The 21,865-nt window shown below is 42.5% G+C and carries 23 protein-coding genes and 1 tRNA gene; 22 read left to right on the top strand and 2 right to left on the bottom strand.

Translation table 11 applies throughout. From position 1 onward, the window contains the following. Positions 1-675: 675 nt before the first annotated feature. The 12 genes from rpmH to NSQ91_RS31785 all read left to right on the top strand — a co-directional run bounded on the left by rpmH (position 676) and on the right by NSQ91_RS31785 (position 12,163). Positions 676-810 carry a 50S ribosomal protein L34 gene (rpmH, locus tag NSQ91_RS31840; RefSeq protein WP_036677745.1) on the top strand — a complete coding sequence of 45 codons (135 nt, stop codon included), beginning with the start codon at positions 676-678 and terminating at the stop codon, positions 808-810. 289 nt (positions 811-1,099) lie between these two features. Then, the gene (gene rnpA / locus NSQ91_RS31835) at positions 1,100-1,450 is read left to right on the top strand and encodes a ribonuclease P protein component (protein WP_036677842.1); all 351 of its coding nucleotides are present in this window, start codon (positions 1,100-1,102) and stop codon (positions 1,448-1,450) included. Between the two features lie 86 nt (positions 1,451-1,536). Beyond that, on the top strand, positions 1,537-2,406 hold the full coding sequence (locus NSQ91_RS31830; protein ID WP_036677747.1) for a YidC/Oxa1 family membrane protein insertase: 870 nt from the start codon (positions 1,537-1,539) through the stop codon (positions 2,404-2,406). Next, complete coding sequence (gene jag / locus NSQ91_RS31825) at positions 2,403-3,137, top strand: RNA-binding cell elongation regulator Jag/EloR (protein WP_036677749.1); 735 nt, start codon at positions 2,403-2,405, stop codon at positions 3,135-3,137. Before NSQ91_RS31830 ends, jag begins: the two co-directional genes overlap by 4 nt. 109 nt (positions 3,138-3,246) lie before the next feature. Further along, positions 3,247-4,623: a tRNA uridine-5-carboxymethylaminomethyl(34) synthesis GTPase MnmE gene (gene mnmE / locus NSQ91_RS31820; protein ID WP_076124328.1), complete on the top strand. Its 1,377-nt coding sequence runs from the start codon at positions 3,247-3,249 to the stop codon at positions 4,621-4,623. A gap of 39 nt (positions 4,624-4,662) precedes the next feature. Beyond that, positions 4,663-6,549 (top strand): tRNA uridine-5-carboxymethylaminomethyl(34) synthesis enzyme MnmG, encoded by a 1,887-nt coding sequence (gene mnmG, locus NSQ91_RS31815; protein ID WP_036677754.1) that lies wholly within the window; start codon positions 4,663-4,665, stop codon positions 6,547-6,549. 3 nt (positions 6,550-6,552) lie between these two features. Next, positions 6,553-7,278, top strand: coding sequence for a 16S rRNA (guanine(527)-N(7))-methyltransferase RsmG (rsmG, locus tag NSQ91_RS31810; RefSeq protein ID WP_340921364.1), 726 nt, complete (start codon positions 6,553-6,555; stop codon positions 7,276-7,278). A gap of 414 nt (positions 7,279-7,692) precedes the next feature. Next, positions 7,693-8,508, top strand: a complete 816-nt coding sequence (gene noc, locus NSQ91_RS31805; RefSeq protein ID WP_036677760.1) for a nucleoid occlusion protein — start codon at positions 7,693-7,695, stop codon at positions 8,506-8,508. A 178-nt stretch (positions 8,509-8,686) separates the two neighbouring features. Then, a complete protein-coding gene (locus NSQ91_RS31800; RefSeq protein WP_340921361.1) occupies positions 8,687-9,448 on the top strand; it encodes a ParA family protein in 762 nt (253 codons plus the stop codon). Beyond that, on the top strand, positions 9,441-10,283 hold the full coding sequence (locus NSQ91_RS31795; RefSeq protein ID WP_036677764.1) for a ParB/RepB/Spo0J family partition protein: 843 nt from the start codon (positions 9,441-9,443) through the stop codon (positions 10,281-10,283). The genes NSQ91_RS31800 and NSQ91_RS31795 overlap by 8 nt, the downstream gene beginning before the upstream one ends. A gap of 197 nt (positions 10,284-10,480) precedes the next feature. Beyond that, complete coding sequence (locus NSQ91_RS31790) at positions 10,481-11,626, top strand: aminotransferase class V-fold PLP-dependent enzyme (protein WP_340921358.1); 1,146 nt, start codon at positions 10,481-10,483, stop codon at positions 11,624-11,626. Between the two features lie 36 nt (positions 11,627-11,662). Continuing rightward, on the top strand, positions 11,663-12,163 hold the full coding sequence (locus NSQ91_RS31785; RefSeq protein ID WP_036677768.1) for a DUF4446 family protein: 501 nt from the start codon (positions 11,663-11,665) through the stop codon (positions 12,161-12,163). Here the strand turns inward: NSQ91_RS31785 and yyaC are convergent. After that, positions 12,135-12,743 carry a spore protease YyaC gene (gene yyaC, locus NSQ91_RS31780; protein WP_036677770.1) on the bottom strand — a complete coding sequence of 203 codons (609 nt, stop codon included), beginning with the start codon at positions 12,741-12,743 and terminating at the stop codon, positions 12,135-12,137. The two genes, NSQ91_RS31785 and yyaC, sit on opposite strands and share 29 nt — an antisense overlap. Positions 12,744-12,862: 119 nt before the next feature. Here yyaC and NSQ91_RS31775 point away from each other — a divergent pair, with 119 nt between their 5' ends. The 4 genes from NSQ91_RS31775 (at position 12,863) to NSQ91_RS31760 (ending at position 14,519) form a co-directional block, all read left to right on the top strand. Continuing rightward, entirely contained in the window at positions 12,863-13,108 is a 246-nt protein-coding gene (locus tag NSQ91_RS31775; RefSeq protein ID WP_076124321.1) for a DUF3343 domain-containing protein, read from the top strand. Between the two features lie 21 nt (positions 13,109-13,129). Then, positions 13,130-14,173 (top strand): mechanosensitive ion channel family protein, encoded by a 1,044-nt coding sequence (locus NSQ91_RS31770; protein WP_076282220.1) that lies wholly within the window; start codon positions 13,130-13,132, stop codon positions 14,171-14,173. Further along, positions 14,173-14,385 carry a DUF951 domain-containing protein gene (locus NSQ91_RS31765; RefSeq protein ID WP_036677772.1) on the top strand — a complete coding sequence of 71 codons (213 nt, stop codon included), beginning with the start codon at positions 14,173-14,175 and terminating at the stop codon, positions 14,383-14,385. Before NSQ91_RS31770 ends, NSQ91_RS31765 begins: the two co-directional genes overlap by 1 nt. A gap of 43 nt (positions 14,386-14,428) precedes the next feature. Next, a tRNA-Ser gene (locus NSQ91_RS31760) sits at positions 14,429-14,519 on the top strand. Between the two features lie 367 nt (positions 14,520-14,886). On the opposite strand, the gene NSQ91_RS31755 is transcribed toward NSQ91_RS31760, so the two are convergent. After that, positions 14,887-15,084, bottom strand: coding sequence for a YjzC family protein (locus tag NSQ91_RS31755; protein WP_036677774.1), 198 nt, complete (start codon positions 15,082-15,084; stop codon positions 14,887-14,889). Positions 15,085-15,301: 217 nt separating this feature from the next. Here NSQ91_RS31755 and rpsF point away from each other — a divergent pair, with 217 nt between their 5' ends. From rpsF to NSQ91_RS31725, 6 genes are all read left to right on the top strand, one after another. Continuing rightward, the gene (rpsF, locus tag NSQ91_RS31750) at positions 15,302-15,586 is read left to right on the top strand and encodes a 30S ribosomal protein S6 (protein WP_036677776.1); all 285 of its coding nucleotides are present in this window, start codon (positions 15,302-15,304) and stop codon (positions 15,584-15,586) included. 48 nt (positions 15,587-15,634) lie between these two features. Then, complete coding sequence (gene ssb / locus NSQ91_RS31745; RefSeq protein WP_036677780.1) at positions 15,635-16,141, top strand: single-stranded DNA-binding protein; 507 nt, start codon at positions 15,635-15,637, stop codon at positions 16,139-16,141. 21 nt (positions 16,142-16,162) lie between these two features. Continuing rightward, positions 16,163-16,435: a 30S ribosomal protein S18 gene (gene rpsR / locus NSQ91_RS31740; protein ID WP_036651767.1), complete on the top strand. Its 273-nt coding sequence runs from the start codon at positions 16,163-16,165 to the stop codon at positions 16,433-16,435. Between the two features lie 510 nt (positions 16,436-16,945). Next, positions 16,946-18,895, top strand: coding sequence for an endonuclease MutS2 (locus tag NSQ91_RS31735; RefSeq protein ID WP_248548871.1), 1,950 nt, complete (start codon positions 16,946-16,948; stop codon positions 18,893-18,895). Positions 18,896-19,088: 193 nt separating this feature from the next. Continuing rightward, on the top strand, positions 19,089-20,807 hold the full coding sequence (gene opp4A, locus NSQ91_RS31730) for an oligopeptide ABC transporter substrate-binding protein (protein WP_076278205.1): 1,719 nt from the start codon (positions 19,089-19,091) through the stop codon (positions 20,805-20,807). Positions 20,808-20,891: 84 nt separating this feature from the next. Continuing rightward, entirely contained in the window at positions 20,892-21,836 is a 945-nt protein-coding gene (locus NSQ91_RS31725; protein WP_036677789.1) for a D-alanyl-D-alanine carboxypeptidase family protein, read from the top strand. Positions 21,837-21,865 lie beyond the last annotated feature (29 nt).

Raw genomic sequence — 21,865 nt, 5'->3', positions numbered from 1 at the left:
AGACTGTCACTCCTTTAAATCTTCCAAATGTGGCATCAGCCATGAAGTGGAAATGTCGAAGAAAATAGGTTGGTGCTGATATTTATCCCCAGTAGGCAATATGAAGAGACAAAAAAATATGGATAAATTTGATTTGTTCACAACTTTATCCACAGCTTGTTGATAATTAAGAGAACAAACAAATCTATTCACATTCAAAAGTAATACCATCATAGCAAAACGCCCCTTGTTTTTCAATGAGCAGGGCTATTTTATCCACAAATTCAAGCACTTGTGTACAATTATTAGGAACACCACTACATATTGTTGATAATTTGTTTACGGTTCGACACTTTACGCCAAAGGTTCGATAATTTTATACACAGGTTGTGCTCAACTGTGAGTAGTCGACTTTATTTTTTGATCACAGGTGGATAACTGTCATATCTTGTGGATTACTTTTTTCCTGGGGAGAGTTGTGGATAAACACCTGAGCTTGAGGGGGAGGAACAAGCCGGTTACTAGGTTGACTTTTGCTCATAAAATATGTTTAAATATATAAAGGTGTTTTCTGTAAGGATATGTCTCGATATATAAAAATGATAATTCTTGTAGATACTGTCCCTACTATAAGGACGGCTTAGTCCGTTTCTGCTTATATGACAGTAATTAAGTTCCTGTAAGGGAGGTGCAATTATGAGACCGACATTTAGACCAAATGTGAGCAAACGTAGTAAGGTTCACGGTTTCCGTAAAAGAATGAGCACGAAAAACGGCCGTAAAGTGCTGGCAGCTCGCCGCTTGAAAGGCAGAAAAGTTTTGAGTGCGTAAGTTAGGCCACTAAGGGACCACTGCGGTGGTCTTTTTTTACTGCTTTTTATTATTATTGCTCTGCAAAAGTCTAGGATCTCGCTTAATGCGCTAGCTATACTTTGCGGGGCTATTTAACGTATATTGAGAAATATTTTGTGAGAAGTTGAAATTATTTTTCCTACTATATATAGAAGCTTAATTTCAGCACAGCAAATGTGGTCGTTTATGGCTGCTTGCAAATGCCTATACTATTAGAAGAAAAAATTCGGAGGGACACTTAAACCGGATTTTTATGAAGGAGATTCCCGTGCACAAAAAGTTACGTTTACGAAACCGTGCCGACTTCAGTCGTGTATACCGCCATGGGAAGTCATTTGCGAATCATCAATTTGTAGTGTATTGGTTTGGCAAAAAAGAGGTAGAGCGATTTAGAGTAGGTGTGTCTGTTAGCAAAAAGGTCGGAAACGCGGTTGTCCGTAACCGTATGAGAAGATTAGTTAAGGAAATCGTCCGTCACCATGAACCTGAGATTGCAGGTGGCTTAGACATGGTGTTTATCGTAAGAAAAGGAGCGCTTTCCATGGAGTATGCAGAGCTCGAAAAAAGTGTGCTGCATGTGCTTCGTAAAGCCAAGCTACTCAAGGCTTCCCGCAAATAAAGGGTGCTTAAGAGGCTTGTTTATTTGTATTCATAATTATGGTATGATTTACGGTGGAATGGAATGTTTAAGAGAGGGGTTTTGAAGTGTCTCTAATGAAGACTAGACGAGGAAAATGGTTTCTCCTCATCACGGTAATGGTGTTGTCGTTAGCTGTTCTGTCGGGATGCGCTCCGTCGACTGCTGTCACGCACACTACGGAGGATTTGAAGAATGGAGGCTTCTGGCAAAGTAATGTAGTGTATTATTTCGCCATTGCCTTGGACAAGTTTGCAGATTGGTTTAACGGAGAATATGGTTTAGCCGTACTTGTGATGGTTATTATTGTCCGCACGTTGATTCTTCCGCTTACTATTAAACAGGTGAAGAGCTCGCGTGCAATGCAAGCCATTCAACCGGAACTCCAAAAGATCCAGAAAAAATATAAAGACACACCTGAAAAGGTGCAGCAAGAAACAATGCGTTTGTTCCAAGAAAATAAGGTTAACCCAATGGCGGGTTGTTTACCGCTGATCGTACAAATGCCTATCTTTATCGCTCTCTACAACTCGATCTACTATAATCCACATCTACGGGAGCATACCTTCTTGTGGCTGGAGCTAGGTAAACCGGATCATCTGTTTATCTTGCCAGTACTAGCAGCATTAACAACATTTATTCAAACTAGAATGATGACCAAAATGAACCCAGTGCAACAACAAGGGCCAATGCAGTTCATGATGATGATCTATCCAGTTCTGATCTTCGTTATGTCGTACAACTTCCCTGCAGCCTTGCCATTATACTGGGTGTACAGTAACCTTTACACTATTATTCAGAACTACTTCTTATACCGCAACAACGATAAACACAAATTGGCAATCGCAAGTGCTGTAAAAAGTACAGATGACTCCAGTCCTGCTCCGAAGAGCAAAGGCGGCAACAAGTCATCGAAGGGAGCCAAAAAGTCAAAATGAGCAAAGTCGTCGCAACAGGGAAAACCATTGAAGAAGCTGTAGAACGGGGACTAACCCAGCTTGGAGTTCAAAAGGACCGGGTAACGGTCAACGTACTTGAGCAGCCATCAAGAGGATTCCTGGGATTGATCGGTGCGAAAGGTGCCAAGGTTGAACTAACCTTGATAGCCGAAGCCGCACCGGCATCAGCGGCGAGTGCTCCGTCACTGCCTCAACAGTCAGCAAGAGAGAGCAAACAGGAGGCCATCGGCGGTGTGCCACGCCAAGATTCCGGACAACCGGTGGAGGAAGCTTACCAAGAAGCCGTTCATTTCATTGTGGATGTCGCTAAGAGCATGGGGCTCGAAGTGGAGGTAGAAATCGTCCACACCAAGGAATCCACGATTCTGCAAATTTCCGGTCCAGATTTGGGACTGTTAATTGGCAGAAGAGGACAAACTCTCGATGCTCTACAGTATTTGGCTAATATTGTAGCTAACCGTTATTCTGACAGTTTTATACGGCTTGTGTTAGATGCAGAGAACTTCCGTGAGCGCCGTAAAAAAACGCTTGAAGAGCTGGCTGATCGTTTAGCCGGACGTGTAATTCGCACTCGTAAAGAGGTTGTATTGGAGCCAATGTCTCCTCAGGAGCGCAAGATTATCCACTCCAGGTTACAGGATCACCGGCAAGTGAGTACCCTCAGTAAAGGCGAAGAGCCAAATCGCCGCGTCGTTATAACCTTGAAGTAAAGACTATATGGATGCAATGACTCCTTGACCAATGTAAGGGGTCATTGTTTTTTTAAAAATAAAAGAACGTTTCTATTCAAAAAATATAAGTTTTGGGGTGAAAAACAGCATGCTTAGTGACACCATTGCTGCCGTATCGACGGCATTAGGCGAGGGAGGAATTGCTATTATTCGGGTAAGTGGCCCACAGGCTATTTCCCAAGTGGCACCATTATTTCGTAGCCGAGTTCCATTAACTGAAGCGGAATCGCATACCGTTCATTACGGACATATCGTCAGTCCTGATAACGGAGAGAAGATGGAAGAAGTGTTGGTAACCGTTATGAAAGGACCACGTTCTTTTACGACAGAGGATGTAGTAGAGATCAGTGCTCATGGCGGTGTAATTTCTGTAAGAAGAGTGATGGATTTACTTCTGCAGCAGGAGATAAGGTTAGCCGAGCCGGGGGAGTTCACCAAGCGTGCTTTCTTGGGCGGACGTATCGATTTATCGCAGGCTGAGGCTGTTATTGATCTGATTCGCTCTAAGTCTGACCGGGCTTTTTCTGTAGCTTTAAAACAGGTTAGCGGATCCTTATCGGATCGAATTCATGCTTTACGCCATACACTTATTGAGATGCTGGCTCATATTGAAGTGAATATAGATTATCCAGAACATGATGTAGAATCCATGACAGCTGAATTTATTAAAGATAAAAGCAGTGAGGTTATGGAGGGAATAACAAAGCTGCTTAAGACATCTAATGAAGGAAAAATACTTCGTGAAGGGATTACGACAGCTATTGTCGGACGTCCGAACGTTGGTAAATCATCATTGCTAAACGCATTAGCGCGTGATAACAAAGCGATTGTAACAGATATTCCAGGAACAACACGTGATGTAATAGAAGAATTTATAACGATAAATAATATACCGCTTAAGCTGCTCGATACAGCGGGAATTCGTGAAACGATGGATGTTGTTGAGAAAATTGGGGTGGAGCGCTCCAAAGCGGCAGTTAGTGACGCCGACCTGATTCTACTTGTGCTGAATGCTAATGAAGAGCTGCATGAGGATGAATTGGCATTGATGGAACAAATCCACGGTAGACAGTGCCTAGTAATCATGAATAAAATGGACTTACCGCCCAAACTGGATAAGGATAAGTTGCTCTCATTTTTTGAAGAGTCTAACATTGTACCGATGTCCGTTCTGGAAGAGGAAGGTCTAGACAAACTTGAAGATGCCATTTCGACACTCTTTTTTGGTGGAAAGCTGGAATCGGGTGACTTGACATATGTGAGTAATGTGAGACATATAGCCCTGCTCAAAAAAGCCTATAAATCACTTCAAGATGCATACGATGCTGCAGAACAGTATATACCGATTGATATGATTCAAATCGATGTACGGCTCGCATGGGAACAGCTTGGGGAAATAATTGGCGATACTGCAGCTGACTCTTTGTTAGACCAAATATTCTCACAATTTTGTTTAGGAAAATAAGATTCACGATTTAATATAATTTCAAGGGGGAAACAGGACATGAGTTATGATGGAGGCAACTATGACGTTATCGTCATTGGCGCTGGTCATGCTGGCTGTGAAGCAGCACTGGCTGCAGCCCGGATGGGTTGCAGTACGTTAATGATCACAATTAACCTGGATATGGTTGCATTCATGCCCTGCAATCCGTCCATAGGCGGACCTGCCAAAGGACATGTAGTGCGTGAAATTGATGCGCTTGGCGGAGAAATGGGCCGCAATATAGATAAGACATTCATTCAACTGCGTATGCTGAATACAGGTAAAGGACCAGCAGTACATGCTTTACGTGCACAAGCTGATAAATTCCTTTATCAACATACAATGAAGGAAACTATGGAGAAAACGCCTAATTTGACACTTCGTCAAGGGATGGTTGAGCGTTTAATCGTTGAGGATGGACGTTGTGTAGGTGTAGTTACGAAGACTGGCACTGAGTACCATAGTAAGACTGTTATCCTGACAACAGGTACTTACCTGCGTGGTAAAGTGATTATGGGTGAGCTAACATATGAAAGTGGACCTAACAATCAACAGCCATCCGTGAAGCTTTCTGAGAACTTACGGGAGCTTGGGTTTGAATTGGTTCGTTTTAAAACAGGTACTCCACCACGTGTACATCGTGATACGATCGATTTCTCTAAGACAGAAATTCAACCAGGGGACGATGAACCGAAATTCTTTTCGTTCGAAACGAAATCATCCGATAACGAACAGCTTCCTTGTTGGTTAACGTATACCTCTGAGGTTACTCATCAGATTATTAATGATAACCTTCATCGTGCGCCGATGTTCACAGGTATTATCGAAGGAACTGGCCCACGTTATTGCCCTTCTATAGAAGACAAGGTCGTAAGATTCAGTGATAAATCTAAGCATCAGATCTTTTTAGAGCCGGAGGGAAAAAATACATCGGAATACTATGTACAAGGTCTGTCCACTAGTCTTCCTGAGGATGTACAGCTAGCTATCTTACGTTCCATTCCTGGTATGGAAAAGGTAGAGATGATGCGTAACGGCTATGCTATTGAATATGATGCAATGGTTCCTACACAGCTATGGCCATCTCTTGAAACCAAACGTCTTCCAGGTCTGTTCACTGCTGGACAAATCAATGGCACTTCCGGTTATGAGGAAGCAGCAGGCCAAGGGGTTATGGCTGGAATTAATGCAGCACGCAAAGTGCAAGACAAAGAACCCGTAATCCTAGATCGTTCACAGGGATACATTGGTGTACTCATTGATGATCTCGTGACTAAGGGAACGAATGAACCTTACCGTCTGCTTACTTCACGTGCAGAATATCGTTTGTTGCTTCGCCATGACAATGCAGATCTAAGACTTACACCTATCGGTTATGACATTGGTTTGATCACACAGGAGCGTTTCGATAACTTCACAGATAAGAAAGAACGGGTGGAGCGTGAAATTGTTCGTCTGCAAGAAACAAAGGTTAAACCTGTTGATGTAAACCAAGTACTAGCGCAATATGAATCGGCACCTATTGTAGATGGCAGTAATTTGCTTGTTCTGATGCGGCGCCCAGAGCTTGTATATAGTTTTGTTGATCAAGTATCACCATCACCAGAGATGCTGGATGCAGAAATGAAGGAGCAAGTAGAAATCCAAATTAAATATGCCGGATATATAGAAAAACAACTTCAACATGTGGAGCGCCTGCAAAAGATGGAGAAGAAAAAAATTCCAGATGACATTAATTATAATGAAATCCATGGATTAGCGATGGAAGCGCGGCAGAAGCTGACTAAGATTCACCCGATCTCTATCGGGCAGGCTTCTCGGATTGCGGGAGTTACACCTGCTGATATTTCCATTCTTCTTGTATATCTTGAGCATTACAACCGGGTAACCGCGGCGAAAGGATAAGCTATGGATAATACGGAAGTTCAATTCACACAACTATTACAGGAACGAGGCATATCCCTTACAGCAGAACAGTTAGCACAATTTGATCTGTATTATAAGGAACTCGTAACCTGGAATGAAAAAATGAATCTCACGGGTATAACTGAGCGAGAGCAGGTATATACGAAGCATTTCTATGATTCTATTTCATTAGCTTTTTTCCTTGATATTAACGAGATCACCAATCTCGCAGATATAGGTTCAGGAGCTGGGTTTCCAGGAATCCCACTTAAAATATGTTTTCCTCATTTGAAGCTAACGATTGTTGATTCGCTCAATAAACGAATTTCATTTTTGCAGCATGTAAGTACGACATTGGGATTAACTGATGTACAATTGATCCATGGGCGGGCAGAGGATGTCGCGCGCAAGTTCACTCATCGTGATGCCTATGATTTGGTTACAGCACGTGCGGTAGCAAGACTGTCTTTATTGAATGAATTTTGTCTTCCCTTCACACGCAAAGATGGGGTGTTCACTGCAATGAAGGGCAGCGATCCTTCAGAGGAATTAAGCGAAGCTAAGTACAGCTTAAAAGAGCTTCGTGCTGAACTCAGCAAAGTGGAGTCGTTCAGCTTACCAGTGGAGGAGTCGGATCGACATATTATTATGATCCGTAAGACAGGAGCAACACCAGCTAAATATCCAAGAAAAGCGGGAATTCCTGCCAAAACACCATTGATAAAATAATGTTTCACGTGAAACATTGCCGATACTCAAAGTTCCTTTAGGAGCATTCTCTTTGAACAAAGGGAATGCTTTTTTTTTATGAAGTTGATGATAACAAAAATCGATAAATATCAAATTAGATAAAAATTAGATTTATAAGCTGATTTGGTTGTTGCACCTGTAAAAATGCAGGAAAAATAGGTCTTTACGGAGAATATGATTATGTGGAGAAAAGTGATAGAATAGCATAGTAGACTTTAATTTTGTATATAACTCCTTCTCTGTACTCTTGTTCGAAAGAAGGAGAGATTATGATGCCTGTTCATTACAGGTAATTCCATAATATCAGAATGTTTTAGATTGCTGTACGATATGCTTTCCGTGAAGAAGGTCAAGAAGATCGTACTATAACGAAATTAGGTGGTTATGAACGGAATGAAAGAACAATTTACCAAGCTATTTGGGTTTAACGAGCGGAGCAGCGGAGAAGAAATCAAACAAATACCAGTTCATGAGGTCGTTAGCAGTCCTTACCAACCACGGACTATATTCGATGATGACAAAATTGATGAGTTATGTCAGACAATTAAAACTCATGGTGTCATTCAGCCTATTGTTGTACGTATGCGAGATTCCATATATGAGATCATCGCAGGTGAACGGCGCTGGCGGGCAGTTAAAAAGCTTGGTTTAGAGACGATCCCTGCTATTGTCCGTGAGTTCAATGATTCTCAGGCTGCATCTATTGCGCTCATAGAAAATCTACAGCGTGAAGGTTTGACCTCCATAGAAGAAGCTGTCGCTTATCAGAAGTTAATTGATCTTCATCAATTAACACAAGAAAGCTTAGCACAACGCTTAGGCAAGAGTCAGTCGACTATTGCGAATAAGATTCGTTTACTCCACTTACCTGAAGAGGTTAAGACAGCGTTGATGGAACGTCAGATTTCCGAAAGACATGCGCGTTCACTCTTATCACTGGATAGTGTGGAAATGCAATTAAAAGTTTTGGCAGAGATTATTGCAAAAGGATTAAATGTTAAACAGACGGAAGCTCGTATTGCTTTCTATAAACAAGTTTCGCAAACTAAAAAGTCAAAACGGGTCTCCTATACCAAGGATGTTCGTCTAGCTCTTAATACAATTCGTCAATCTATTGATATGGTGTCAGGCTCAGGTATGGAAATCAAAACGTCAGAAAATGACCGTGGTGACCATTACGAGATTGTAATCCAGATCCCCAAAAGATAAATTGTTTCAAAAGCTGAAGGCGGCCTTAAAGTGATTGGCCGCCTTTTGTGTGACTTAAACCAGGATGTATTGCTCAGTCCTGCATTTTAGAGTTTTAGCTCATATAAAGTAACATAGTTTGGCCGTTTGTACTTGCGATCTACGAGAAGATTCTTCCTAACTATTCGAGGTGAAATTAGTGTCCAAGATTATTGCCATAGCAAATCAAAAAGGCGGTGTCGGTAAAACAACATCCTCTGTGAACCTAGGTGCCGGTATGGCTACATTAGGAAAAAGAGTGCTTCTAGTTGATATCGATCCTCAAGGTAACACTACCAGCGGCGTTGGCATCAACAAGGCGGACGTAGCGAATTGTATATATGACATTCTCATTAATGAAGTAAATCCTCTAGAAACGATACTTGAAACTCAAAATGAAGGACTGCACATCATCCCGGCGACCATTCAATTAGCGGGGGCGGAGATCGAATTAGTATCAACGATTTCCAGAGAGTTGAAATTGAAAAAAGCCCTAAATGCGGTTAAAAATAATTATGACTACATCATCATTGATTGTCCTCCATCCCTTGGGATTTTGACGATCAATTCCCTTACAGCTGCTGATTCGGTAATCATTCCGATTCAATGTGAATATTATGCGCTCGAAGGGTTGAGTCAGCTTTTAAACACCGTGCGTCTAGTACAAAAAAATCTTAATCCGTATTTAAAAATAGAGGGAGTACTATTAACCATGTTGGATGCCCGTACGAATCTAGGGATCCAAGTCATCGAAGAGGTTAAAAAGTATTTTCAGGAAAAAGTTTACAGAACTATCATTCCTCGGAATGTCCGCTTAAGTGAGGCGCCGTCTCATGGACAATCCATTATTACTTATGATCCTCGCTCAAAGGGAGCAGAAGTGTATTTAGAGTTGGCAAAGGAAGTGATTTCTTATGAGTAAACGTTTAGGAAAAGGTCTGGATGCTCTGATTCCTTCTTTATCTATTAATGAAGATGATAAGGTAGTAGAAATCCCATTAGCTCAATTACGGGCTAACCCTTATCAACCACGCAAGGATTTCAATGAAGAAGCAATCCAGGAATTGGCTGAGTCCATCAGACAACATGGCGTGATTCAACCGATCATTGTACGGAGTGTTTTGAAGGGGTATGAAATCATTGCCGGTGAACGCAGATTCCGGGCATCGCAATATTGTGGTAAACCTACGATTCCAGCAGTCGTAAGAAATCTAAGTGATCAACAGGTCATGGAGATCGCCCTGATTGAGAACTTGCAACGTGAAAATTTAAATGCAATGGAAATCGCAGTTGCTTATCAAGGTTTGATGGATCAATTTTCACTCACACAAGAAGAGCTATCACTTAAAGTTGGAAAGTCCAGATCACACATCGCTAACTTCCTAAGATTGCTTACTTTACCGGAAGAAGTAAAAGAATATGTTTCACGTGGAACAATGTCTATGGGACATGCACGAGCTATTGTTGCCCTGAAAGATCCGGAAGTTATTAAACAATTGGCTGAACAATGCGTGGAACAGCAATGGAGCGTAAGAGAGCTTGAAGAAACAGTGAAAAATCTGGATCGAAAGCCAACGAACGGTACAAAGATTAAAGTTGTTAAACGTGATCCCTATATTGATAATGTAGAGGAAGTATTACGTGAACGGTTTAAAACAACGGTTAAGATAAAACAAGGTAAGGAAAAAGGGAAGATTGAACTGAATTACTACAGTGCGCAGGACTTAGAAAGATTGTTAGAATTATTGGGTAACTAAATGGGTATCTATGCCAAGAACATATCCTGAGCTATCCGTAATCGGATGAGTAGGGGTATGTTTTTTCAAAATATAAGGATGTATAAAGTGCAGCTGAATATTATCCTTATATTTTCTACAGATAAGGTTATTATCAATAAAGGGCGACAACGTTGTTTCTTCTTAATGAAAAAGAGTATGAGACGAGGAGCGGGGTTATGGAAGACTTCGTATATTTGGATCATGCGGCTACGTCCTGGCCTAAACCTCCAGAGGTGGCAGCTGCGATGATGAATGCTTTGCAGTCGGGAGCAAATGCTGGAAGAGGGAATTATTCGCTGGCCATGGGAAGCGGACGGGTGTTGGTGAGAGCCCGGAGTTTGCTGGCGGAGTTGTTTGGGGTTTCTAATGCACAAGACATAGCGTTTACCCAAAACACTACGATGGCATTAAATATGGCGATTAGAGGTACGCTCAAAGCAGGGGATCATGTAATCTCTACAATGACTGAACACAATTCTGTGCGGAGACCTTTGGAATATTTACGTAAGTCACTAGGGATAAGTGTTGATTATCTGAAGGTGGATCGAGAAGGGCAATTGGATTTGAACGAATTGGACAAGGTGTTTCGACCAAACACTAAAATGGTAATTTGTAATCATAGCTCCAATTTACTAGGTAGTATACTTCCCATTGGTGAAATCGGAGATCTAGCTAAAGCAAACGGTGCTATATTTCTAGTGGATGCTGCTCAAAGTGCAGGCTCGCTTGATATTGATGTGAAAAAGATGAATATTGACTTATTAGCTTTTCCTGGGCATAAAGGATTGCTTGGACCACAAGGGACTGGTGGGCTCTATATATCACCTGAATTGGATCTTGAGCCCTTAATGCATGGAGGGACAGGCAGTCAATCTGAGAATAGTGAACAACCCTCTGTTCGCCCAGATCGGTATGAAGCGGGAACGCAAAATGCGGTAGGAATTGCTGGTTTACTAGCCGGTGTTCAAAAGGTAAAATCGATAGGGACAAACGTTATCCACGAAAGAGAGTGGAAGCTGACTCAACTGCTGATGGAGGGCTTGTCCCATATTCCAAACATTAAACTATTAGGGCCCACATTAGGGGCTCCGAGAACTGGAATTGTGTCGTTTGTAGTGGATGGGGAAGAATCGGCGAATATAGCCCACCGTCTAGATCGTGAGTATAAAATAGCCGTCAGAGCGGGTATGCATTGTACCCCACTGGCACATAAGGCTGTTGATACACTAGAAAGTGGTGCTGTTCGGGCGAGTGTAGGCGTAGATACAACAGAGCATAATATAAGCAGAATGCTAGCTGCTATGGATGAGTTATATGGCTGATGCCCGCAGCAGATAAATAAAAAGGATGGTCCATTCATGTCTGAAATGAATCAATTAATTAATGAACAGTTGCAGTGGTTTGTGTTTGGTTTCGTAGTAATTATGCTAGTATTGATAGTGACTGTAATCGCCCAGGGAGCTAAGCTGCGGACTATACGGCGCAAATATGAGGCCATGATGGCAGGAAGCGGTGTGGAGGATCTGGAAGGCCTTCTGGTTGATCTGAAGAACCAAAGCGACATGCTGGAAGAAGAACAACGTGAGCAAAAAGCGTTGATAGAAGCTACCCAAGTCAAAATCCGCGGCATGAAGTCAAATATCGCTCTGAAGCGTTATAATGCCTTCGGTGAACGTGGTAATGATTTGAGCTTCTCGGTGGCTATTCTGGATGACAATAGCAGTGGCATTGTATTAACCAGCCTTCATAATCGTGAGAACTCATATATTTACTCCAAGCCTATGCAAAATGGGGAATCACAATATGCCTTATCGCCTGAAGAAAAAGAAGTTATAACTCTCGCGTTGCAGCAGAAGTAGCATGCAGGTTCCATTGTTTTAAAGCAGAATATAGACTTGTAGCGATAATATCAGATAATCGCATGACTAGACTTAGCCGTGTATTCTGCAATACGAAATACTCCATAAAGCCGCCGACATTAACGATTCCAGTCAAATGGATATCTCCAACCGGCGGCAATTGTTTATTTACGCCAGCTCCTGGTCTGAGGGGACCTTCAACGACTTGGATGCAGCCAACACTAGTAGAGTGACCTAAGCAGGCATCTATTCCGATGACAAACGGGTTATTATATTTTTCATTAATTAGAGACAAAGTCTCTTCAAGATTGACGGCATGAACCGGTTCTTCAAGGGTACCGTATAAATGAAACAATGGACTATGAAAACGGGATAATGCAGTACCAACAAGAGGACCGAGAGAATCTCCGGTGGAGCGATCAGTGCCTACACAGATGACGATAATTTGAGTCTCTGGACGCGTGCGTGAAAAGTGAAAAAGTAGCCGATGAGTAATTGCGGAATAGATATCGGGATCTGTATGTGATATTTTTAAACAGGACGTTTCTTGCGCTGCTGTAGCCTTGGATGAGGAGTTCATACCATCTTCCTTTCTAAAGGTGATTCTATTTCTTGGTATCTAGTATATGGATAGAAGAGGGGTTTTATACTCCAGCAGCAAGAGATAGGACGATAAACCTATGGAGAGGCTTGACGTATATGCAGGATGAGATGTTAATAGCGTTTGACTCCACCCAGCAGGCGCTTCGTGCTGAAATGCTGCTTGAGTATGCTGAAATAGAAATTGATATATTTCCAACTCCGAAGGAGATCACCGCAGGCTGTGCAATTTCAATTCAGTTTTTTCAAAATGCGCTGGAAGAGGTAAAAAGAATTATAGTTGAGCAAGAAATAGAAATACGCGGCATCTACGGAAAACACAACGAGAACTACATACTGATTTAGGGGTAGGGAGGAGTACATGCGATGAATATGTGGATACTGGAGGCTGATACACCCGGTGCGGATACATTAAAAGATGCCATTCGCTTTAAAGATAAGGTGTGGAATTGGTTTACCGATGCTGATATGTGGGCGGATGTATTATTTGCGGGTCTACGGATTCTTGTTATTTTTCTCTTAACCCGGGTTATTATTAAAATTGTTTCTAATATTATTGATCGTTCGCTTGAGCGTAAAACCGGTGGCAGACTTCTGTCCAACACACGAAGGTTTACTACGGTTGGGGAATTGATGAAAAATGTAGTGACAGTTATCTGTAATTTTGTGATGATCATGCTCGTGCTTTCTGAGTTCCACTTCGATTTGGCACCATTGTTGGCTGGAGCGGGTGTGCTTGGTTTAGCAGTGGGTTTTGGGGCACAAAGTTTGGTGAAGGATGTTATTACAGGTTTCTTTATTATTTTAGAGGATCAATTTGCAGTGGGTGATGTAATTCAAACGGGGACCTATAAAGGAACGGTAGAATTAATTGGACTGCGAACAACCAGACTGTTAAGCACAACTGGAGAAGTATTTATTATCCCGAATGGATTAATCACGAACGTGACCAATTATTCTCTCTCGAATGCATTGGCTGTAGTTGATGTTCCTGTAAAAATGGAGCGGAGCTTGGAGGCCACGCTAGGTTTGATTGGAGAAGCGCTAAAAGGAATAGAAGAGCGTAACTCTAATGTTCTTGCTTATCCTAATGTGCTCGGTATACAGTCCATGAGTACTTCGGAATATGTAATTCGTATAGCGGCTAGCTGTTTACCTAATGCAAAAGAGGTTGCGGAGAGACAGATTCAGAATGATATTAAGCAGGCACTAGAGAAACTAAGCAGTCTAGAGCAGGCCCAAGCTGCTCAAGCCGAAGAGGAAGCGCGTTTGAAGGCAGAAGAAGAAGAAGCAAAGGCTGAAATTGAACTGGAAAAAACAGAAAATGAGCAGGAAGTATCGGATACGCCTGACACTGGATCAAGACGCCAAATCGCAGCTACACAAGAGGGGAAAAAGGGGGAAGGGTAGTGGAACGTAAAGTTTTTCAGCTTGGAGATATTGTACAGATGAAGAAACAGCACCCTTGCGGTTCTAATGAGATGGAGATCATTCGTATGGGGATGGATATCCGCATTAAGTGTACAGGATGTCAGCATAGTGTTCTGATTCCCCGGGCGAAATTCGAGAAGAATATGAAGAAGGTACTGCGTTCTGCAGAGGGAAATACAGACAATAATTAAGCTTGCAAATGGCATGTCTGCATGATACAATTATTTTTGCTGCGGAGAGGTACCCAAGAGGCCCAAGGGGGCTGACTCGAAATCAGTTAGGCGTGTCACAGCGTGCGTGGGTTCGAATCCCACCCTCTCCGCCACTTCAGCATAATATAACATTTTAATGAATCCTTCGTTCCTGTAACGGAGGTTTTTTTGTGTCCACTGAGCTGTTTGCAAAAGATCATAACATGCAAAAAGAAGGGCCCTTTCGGGTCCTTCTTCAAGAGGCAGTACATCAATGATGTTGGAATTTCTCTGTATATAGCGACTAAAGTGATTTAGGCGTTGCTGAGGTTACTGCTTTTTAGACAATAACCCACTACTATTCCCAGCTAACAATAGATGCTGAATCAGATATCCTGTGATTGTGTTCGTCTACGACGGCCAACGGAACCACACCTCTCTTTTGTACTGCCTGAGTATAGTATGTGTAATGTCGTTTTTTTTATACACATTTATTTTTATTTAATGTACACGTGCTTTTTCAACCTTTTTCCACTTCCGATTTTTGTTACTGGTCTCGGGGAAGGTGTCCCCTTTTTCCATTTTAATATGCTGTGGATTCTGAATTTCGGTGTGGAAGCTTCGCGCTTCACCTACCTCTGTATACATGCCTGGATTGGGGGCCTTGTCGCCTTTTTCATATTCTGTCTTTTCGCCCATCATTATCGCTCCTTCCTTAAGTGCAGATGAATTCACCGATTATTGTGCGCAGGTAGGGTTTTTTTCATGTAAAAAGAGGGTGGAGGGTTGTCCGGTATTAATATTGCTTGCACTCTGCTGCTCGTTTTGGTATATTAATCAGGTGCGAGTCTATGTTTGTGCTCGTTCCTTGCTCCTGACGTGATTAGGGGCCTCAGACCATAAGGAGGTGAAAATTATGCGCAAATATGAAGTGATGTACATTATTCGTCCTGACATTGAACAAGAAGCTGTTCAAGCAGCAGTCGATAAATTCCAAGGCATCATCTCCAATGGCGGGGAAATTACAAAGCACGAAGTGCAAGGTAAACGCCGTCTTGCGTATGAGATCAAGAAATTCCGTGATGGCGTTTATGTTTTGGTTAACTTCAATGCAGAACCTGCAGTAGTTACTGAATTAGAACGTCTTATGAAGATTTCTGACGAAGTTATTCGTTATCTCATTACGAACGACGTTGCTTAAGATCTTGACAAGCTTTGTAATGAATCGCTCTAAAGGAGGGGACCAGAATTGTTGAACCGTATCATTTTGATCGGACGGTTGACCCGTGACCCGGAACTTCGTTATACTCCCGCTGGTGTTGCCGTAACTCAATTTACGCTTGCCGTAGATCGTAACTTTACGGGCCAGAACGGTGAACGTGAGGCAGACTTCATCCCGGTTGTTACCTGGAGACAGCTAGCAGAAACCTGTGCCAATTATTTGCGCAAAGGTCGTCTGACAGCAGTGGAAGGACGCATCCAAGTGCGGAACTATGAGAATAACGAAGGTAAACGTGTATACGTAACTGAAGTTATTGCTGATAATGTTCGTTTCCTGGAATCTTCACAAAGCCGTGAAGGTGGAAATACTTCAAGTGGTGCAAGTAGTATGCCTGAAGAGCCAGCATATGGTGGCGGTGGTAACGCTGGACGCGGAAATAACAACAATAATTTCTCGCGTAACAACAATACTCAAGATCCTTTTTCGGGCGATGGTAAACCGATTGATATATCGGATGATGATTTGCCATTTTAATTAGGAAGGACTGAAAAGAATATGGCTTTTAAACCAAGAGAAGGCGCTGACAACGACAAAAGACCAGCACGTCGTGGTGGACGCAACAAGCGTAAAAAAGTTTGCTTTTTCACTGTGAACAAGATTACTCACATTGATTATAAAGATACTGAACTTCTTAAGAAGTTCATCAGCGAACGTGGAAAGATTTTGCCACGTCGTGTAACGGGTACAAGTGCAAAATACCAACGCGCCCTTACCATTGCTGTAAAACGCTCGCGTCAAATCGCGTTGCTTCCTTACACAACGGAATAGGACGTTTTATAGAAGCAGTCGGGAAACCGGCTGCTTTTTTGTTGTGAAAAACCAGCGTGTGGATTACGTTGACGTTCCATCTGGAATGTGTTAAATTACAGCTATCCTATAACAAAAGGGGAAATATTGATGTTGGTGACCGTTCTTAACTAGCAATTTCATAACACTGGATTAGGAAGGCTTTAGCAGGCTCGTCTTTTGGCGTTTACGTGCTCTATTTGAGTTCGTTTCGCGCAGAGGTCTGTTGTTCCTAACGGTGGATGATTTAGTTAAGAACACACGAAGCGTCATATGGCCTCTTTACGGCTGTTGTTCTCTTTGTAATTAACCGTGCTCTTAGAGCACGGTTTTTTTGTTTTTCGGCCACCCTGGCTTTTATGGGGACCTTAAGACGCCAGAGAACAATAGCATAAAAAGAAGGGCAAGGACTGCCATAGTGGCATTCTTTGTCCTTTTTGCGTTAGGGAGATTTAGTTCCAAAAAAAGTTAGATCAATAAGGAGGATTTGCTGTGAATTTACAAAGTCTAAACACGTTGGAATACGAAATTATTAAAACCGAGCTTAGCCGTCATGCGGTATCTTATGTAGGAAAGAAAACTGTAGAAGAGCTTATGCCTATGACCTATTTGCCTTCGATTCAAAGAGCGATGGAGGAAACGTCTGAAGCTAAAGAGCTGCTCGAGCGGGGGTCCAGTATACCGATTCCTTCATTGGAGGGGATTGAGTGGATCATGTCACTAATGGGGACTGGATATTTGTACAGTGAGCAAGACTTCACTGCAGTGGCTACATTTCTAAAGAGCTGTAGTCAATTGCGCAAATATATGGCTTCTAAAGAGCAAAGTGCTCCCCGGATTGCTGCTTATGCTTCCTCGCTGCTGGAATTAAATCATGTGCGGGAAGCAATTGATCGTTGTATTCGCTTTGGGGCGATTGATGATGGAGCTAGTAAGGGGTTAGAGCGGGTTCGTAAACGGATTGGCGTAGCTAAAGAACGTCTTCATAAAAAAATTGACGGGATCATGTCGCGCCATCAATCGATTTTGCAAGAGAATATTTATAGTCAGCGTGGTGGACGTTACGTTATCCCCGTAAAGCGGGAGTATCATAAGCAAATAAAGGGATCGGTACTTGATCAATCCACAAGTGGACAGACGGTGTTCATCGAACCAGATGAGATCGCCTCCATGCAGATTGAGCTGGATTTGTTATTAGGAGAAGAGGCGCGTGAAGAAGCTGTGATCCTCAGTATGCTGACCAGCATGGTAGAACAGGAACAAACTGCACTGCGCCTAAATATCGAGGTTACAGGCACCTATGATTTTATTTTTGCCAAAGCAAAATATGCAAGAACGCTGGGAGCATCTGAGGTTACTCTAAATGATAGGGGTTTTCTAAGGATGAACGGAGGCAGACATCCCATGCTGCAGGGCATGATTCCAATTAGCCTGGAGATAGGGAAGGGATATAAATCCCTAATCATTACAGGTCCAAATACAGGCGGGAAAACGGTGGTGCTCAAGACCCTCGGGCTGCTGACCCTCATGGCTCAATCCGGGTTGTTGATTCCGGTCGAGGAGGGGAGTGAGTTTACGGTCTTTACGGATGTGATCAGTGTAATCGGAGACGGACAAAGTTTGGCCCAATCACTCAGTACATTTTCGGCACAAATGAAGAGTATTGAGGGAATGCTGAGAGATGCCTCTAAAGGGGTGCTGCTGCTCATTGACGAGCTGGCGGCAGGTACAGACCCTGGTGAAGGAATCGCCCTCTCAATCGCCATTCTGGAAGAGCTGAGCCGTAAAGGGGCCAATATTATCGTCACAACCCATTTTAATGAGCTAAAAGCCTTTGCCGCTGCGACAGCCGGTTTTCAAAATGCAAGAATGGAATTCGACAAAGAAACGCTGCAGCCGTTGTATCGTCTGACTATCGGAGAAGCGGGGGAGAGTTACGCTCTGCAAATTGCCAAAAAGCTGGGTATCCAGGATAACGTTATCAAGCGTTCGTGGGAGATCGTTGAGGCGCAGCAGCAAAGGCTACAGAAAGGTGATGGGTCGGCATGGGCAAGTCTTTTTAGCAAAGAGGGGGAGAAAGGGAAGACTGCACCTGTTATAGAGGATTTTGAAAAAGAAGAAAAGTCTGCGGAATCACTGAGCGATAAGGAGAAGCAGACCCAATATGAAATTGGTGATGCTGTTCTTGTAACTTCACTAGGGCGGATAGGCATTGTTTATGAGAAAAGAGATCACTTAGGAATGGTCGGAGTGATGATCCAGAAGCAAAAAATGCGGATTAATCATAAACGTTTAAAACCATATCTATCCAAAGATGAGCTGTATCCTGAGGAATATGACTTTGATATAATTTTTGAGAGCAAGGATACCCGTAAAAAGCGGAAATTGATGCAGCGTAAGCATGTCGAAGGCTTGAGAATTACGCATAAGGATGAAGAATAATGTAATAAAAGGATCTGCCTATGAGGTAGGTCCCTCTTTTTTTATAAATACTATGAAATATGCGTAAATTCAAGCAGGAGTATAGGCCTAAAGCTTAGAAGTTATTGTAACCATTCTAAAACTTTGTTACAGTAAATATTTATTCCATAGCTTATATGTAGATATACGTTCAACTAGAGAAGGGAAGGAACACATGAAGAATAAGAAGATATGCGGGTTCTTGTTAACAATGCTCGTGATGACTACTGTATTGTCAGCATGCAGCAGAGCAGGTACCAGCAGTAATTCATTATCTTTACATCACAATGAGGTGGTCGAAAAGCCACAGACTGGCGGAGTAGTTACTTATGGATACTCATCGCCGTTTATGGGCTTCTTTGAGCCTGCTTTTTATGAAGGTGAAGATGACTTTCATGTGCTGGAGTTTATTACTGAGGCCATGTTTACGATAGATGATGATTTATCAACGGTTCCTAATATCGCCACTTGGCAGGAGTCCGAGGATCATAGAATATTTACCTTTAAAATTAAACCGGGAATCCGTTGGCATAATGGAGATGAACTGACCGTAGAGGACTGGAAATTTGCGATGGAGACTATTGCTAGTCCAGAATACACCGGATCGCGTTATTATAGTGTGGAAATGATTCAAGGTGCAGAAGCCTATCATAAGGGTGAGGCGAAGAATATAACAGGCCTTAAGGTTATAGATCCTTATACTTTGAAAATAACAATGACAGCTGCCCGCGTTAATACGATTGATAATCTATGGCCGTATCCGATGAATAAAAAATATTATACTGGAGTCGCTGTTAAGGATATGCCTGAGAGTGATCAGATGCGAAAAAATCCGATTGGGATTGGCCCCTTTGAGGTGAGCCTTATTGAACCTGGCCAGCGGGTCGAGATGAAGCGCTTTGATCAATACTATAAAGGTAAGGCTTTATTGGATGGTGTGTTGTATAAGGTATTTGATGACAAGGAAATCATCAGCCTGTTTGAACAAGGCGTAATTGATATAGAGAATGCCCCACGAGATACTTATGAAAAGCTGAGCGAACTCGATAATATTAATATTTTACAATCAAATGAGCTTGCTTATGAGTATATAGGGTTTAAATTTGGGTATTGGGATAGTGAAGCTGAAAAAATCGTAATGGATAACCCTAAATTTGCGGATAAAAGATTACGTCAGGCGATGTATTATGCACTTGATCGGGAGGGGATCATTCAATCATTTTCTCATGGGTTAGGCAAGCCTATAGAAACTCCGGTTTCCAGTGCAAGCTGGGCGAAGATCCCTGACAGTCAGATTAATACGTATCCCTATGATCCGGAAAAAGCGAAGCAGCTGCTTGATGAGGCTGGTTTTGTAGATGTTGATGGAGATGGGCTGCGTGAGGATCAAAAAGGAGAAAAGTTAGTTATTCATTATGATTCTATGCTAGGCAGTCATTCAGCGGAGTTACGAACTGCTGCTATTCTGGAGGATTGGCGAAATGTGGGACTCGATGTGCAGCTTAATGGTGGGGCGTTAAAAGAGCTCAACACCTTCTATGAAGCAGTAGAGGCTGATGATCCGTCCATTGAGTTGTTTAACGGGGTATGGGGATTAGCTAATGATCCTGATCCTTCAGGTCTCTGGAGGGAGAATGATTTGTGGAACTACCCACGTTGGTCCTCGGAGCGGAATGAAGAATTGATTCGCGATGGCACAAGTATGAAGGCATATGATAGAGATTATCGACAACAAATCTATTATGAATGGCAGAAGCTAGTGAATGAAGAGGTTCCAATGATCTTTTTTGCGGAAAGAGAAAGCATTACTGCTGTTAATAAACGTCTACAAGGTGTGCGTGTTGATTCTTTGGGCTCCATAATTGAGCCTAATAAATGGTGGATAAAGGACTAAATTAAAAAAAATAAAAAAAATTACGCAAAAAGTGAAATCAAATTGCTGTTTCATTCGTCATATATATTATGGAGGATGACAACGATGAAGAGACGGATATTGATATGGGCTGGTGCAGCTTTGATAGTCGTTGTCTTAATTACGGTGTGGAGGCCTATCGAGCTGGGCTTTAAACCGGATATTGACGCGGGTTCAGCAGTGCTGCTAGATATGGATAGTGGAGACATATGGGTCAATATAAACGGCGATGTGCCTATGCCACCGGCCAGTGTGTCTAAATTAATGACTGAAATGATTGTGCTGGATCACATAACCTCTGGAACCCTTAGGTGGGAGGATAGAGTCCCTATTAGTGCTTACGCCAGTCAAATGGGAGGTATGAGTCTCTCATTAAAACGAGGAGATTTCTATACAGTAAGGGAGCTATTCGAAGGCATCACCATCTATTCTGCTAATGATGCTGCAGTTGCATTGGCAGAATATATGGCAGGATCAGAGGATTCTTTTGTACTTATGATGAATGATAGAGCACGTAGTTTAGGTTTATCTCCTAATACGGTATTTACCAACGCCTCTGGATTGTCGAGCAAGGATCTTGGTATCATTCGTCAGCCTACGCATATCGGTGGCCAGACGATGATGACAGCGAGGGATACAGCCAAATTGGCAGCTGCGCTAATCCATAATCATCCTGATGTACTGAATATTTCCGGTCGTACACAGATGCAATTAAAGGATAAAGGGTTATATGTTAGTAATAGCAACCTTATGCTTCCAGGTATGGGCGGCGCTTACGCATACGATGGAGCAGATGGGTTGAAGACTGGATATGATAGCCAGACGGGATATTGTATTGCGGGATCAGCCCAGCGAGAGGGGCACCGGCTTATTGCGGTCGTTATGGGGGCAGAGACCTATGGCAGCCGATTTGAGGGTGCTGCTAAATTGTTCGATTATGGGTTTTTCCGAGGTTTACATTATGGAGAACGGGTAAAACATATTATACATGCCCTTGGAATTCGAAGTTAAATTTGGAGCATCATACCAGTAATTATTAC

Source organism: Paenibacillus sp. FSL R7-0048, assembly GCF_038004505.1.
Taxonomy (GTDB): Bacteria; Bacillota; Bacilli; order Paenibacillales; family Paenibacillaceae; genus Paenibacillus_AQ; species Paenibacillus_AQ odorifer.
This window is presented reverse-complemented; position numbering and strand designations above follow the sequence as displayed.

Excerpts from the sequence above, each read along its gene's own strand:
- jag (WP_036677749.1), top strand. The coding sequence starts at position 2,403 with ATGAGCAAAGTCGTCGCAACAGGGAAAACCATTGAAGAAGCTGTAGAA.
- mnmE (WP_076124328.1), top strand. The coding sequence starts at position 3,247 with ATGCTTAGTGACACCATTGCTGCCGTATCGACGGCATTAGGCGAGGGA.
- NSQ91_RS31755 (WP_036677774.1), bottom strand. The coding sequence starts at position 15,084 with ATGGGCGAAAAGACAGAATATGAAAAAGGCGACAAGGCCCCCAATCCA.
- yyaC (WP_036677770.1), bottom strand. The coding sequence starts at position 12,743 with ATGAACTCCTCATCCAAGGCTACAGCAGCGCAAGAAACGTCCTGTTTA.
- rpsF (WP_036677776.1), top strand. The coding sequence starts at position 15,302 with ATGCGCAAATATGAAGTGATGTACATTATTCGTCCTGACATTGAACAA.
- NSQ91_RS31725 (WP_036677789.1), top strand. The coding sequence starts at position 20,892 with ATGAAGAGACGGATATTGATATGGGCTGGTGCAGCTTTGATAGTCGTT.
- NSQ91_RS31770 (WP_076282220.1), top strand. The coding sequence starts at position 13,130 with ATGAATATGTGGATACTGGAGGCTGATACACCCGGTGCGGATACATTA.
- noc (WP_036677760.1), top strand. The coding sequence starts at position 7,693 with ATGAAAGAACAATTTACCAAGCTATTTGGGTTTAACGAGCGGAGCAGC.
- rpsR (WP_036651767.1), top strand. The coding sequence starts at position 16,163 with ATGGCTTTTAAACCAAGAGAAGGCGCTGACAACGACAAAAGACCAGCA.
- mnmG (WP_036677754.1), top strand. The coding sequence starts at position 4,663 with ATGAGTTATGATGGAGGCAACTATGACGTTATCGTCATTGGCGCTGGT.
- NSQ91_RS31775 (WP_076124321.1), top strand. The coding sequence starts at position 12,863 with ATGCAGGATGAGATGTTAATAGCGTTTGACTCCACCCAGCAGGCGCTT.
- NSQ91_RS31795 (WP_036677764.1), top strand. The coding sequence starts at position 9,441 with ATGAGTAAACGTTTAGGAAAAGGTCTGGATGCTCTGATTCCTTCTTTA.
- rpmH (WP_036677745.1), top strand. The coding sequence starts at position 676 with ATGAGACCGACATTTAGACCAAATGTGAGCAAACGTAGTAAGGTTCAC.
- opp4A (WP_076278205.1), top strand. The coding sequence starts at position 19,089 with ATGAAGAATAAGAAGATATGCGGGTTCTTGTTAACAATGCTCGTGATG.
- NSQ91_RS31790 (WP_340921358.1), top strand. The coding sequence starts at position 10,481 with ATGGAAGACTTCGTATATTTGGATCATGCGGCTACGTCCTGGCCTAAA.
- rsmG (WP_340921364.1), top strand. The coding sequence starts at position 6,553 with ATGGATAATACGGAAGTTCAATTCACACAACTATTACAGGAACGAGGC.
- NSQ91_RS31785 (WP_036677768.1), top strand. The coding sequence starts at position 11,663 with ATGTCTGAAATGAATCAATTAATTAATGAACAGTTGCAGTGGTTTGTG.